The organism is Pseudomonas sp. KB_15, from assembly GCF_052114525.1.
In the GTDB taxonomy this organism is placed as follows: domain Bacteria; phylum Pseudomonadota; class Gammaproteobacteria; order Pseudomonadales; family Pseudomonadaceae; genus Aquipseudomonas.
On record NZ_JBFREX010000283.1, the window covers coordinates 1 to 404 of the forward strand.

Consider the following 404-nt stretch of genomic DNA (forward strand, 5'->3'; position numbering starts at 1 on the left):
GGCTATTACACGCTGAACCGCTATGGCTCCGAGCAGGCGCTCGGGCTGCTGGTGGCGTTGTCGCTGGTGGCTATTACACGCTGAACCGCTATGGCTCCGAGCAGGCGCTCGGGCTGCTGGTGGCGTTGTCGCTGGTGCGTGAACTGGGGCCGGTGGTCTCGGCGCTGCTGTTCGCGGGGCGTGCGGGGACGTCGCTGACGGCCGAAATCGGCCTGATGAAGGCGGGCGAGCAGCTCACCGCCATGGAAATGATGGCCGTGAACCCGTTGCAGCGCGTGATTGCACCGCGCTTCTGGGCCGGCGTGATTGCCATGCCAGTCCTGGCGGCCATCTTCAGCGCCGTGGGCATCCTGGGCGGCTATCTGGTCGGTGTGCAGCTGATCGGGGTGGACGCCGGCGCGTTC

At 67.3% G+C, this 404-nt stretch carries 1 protein-coding gene; it reads left to right on the top strand.

What is annotated here, in order from left to right; genetic code table 11:
- Positions 1 to 404: ABC transporter permease (locus AB4Z35_RS30900; protein WP_442101286.1), on the top strand; the 404-nt coding region annotated here is incomplete at both ends.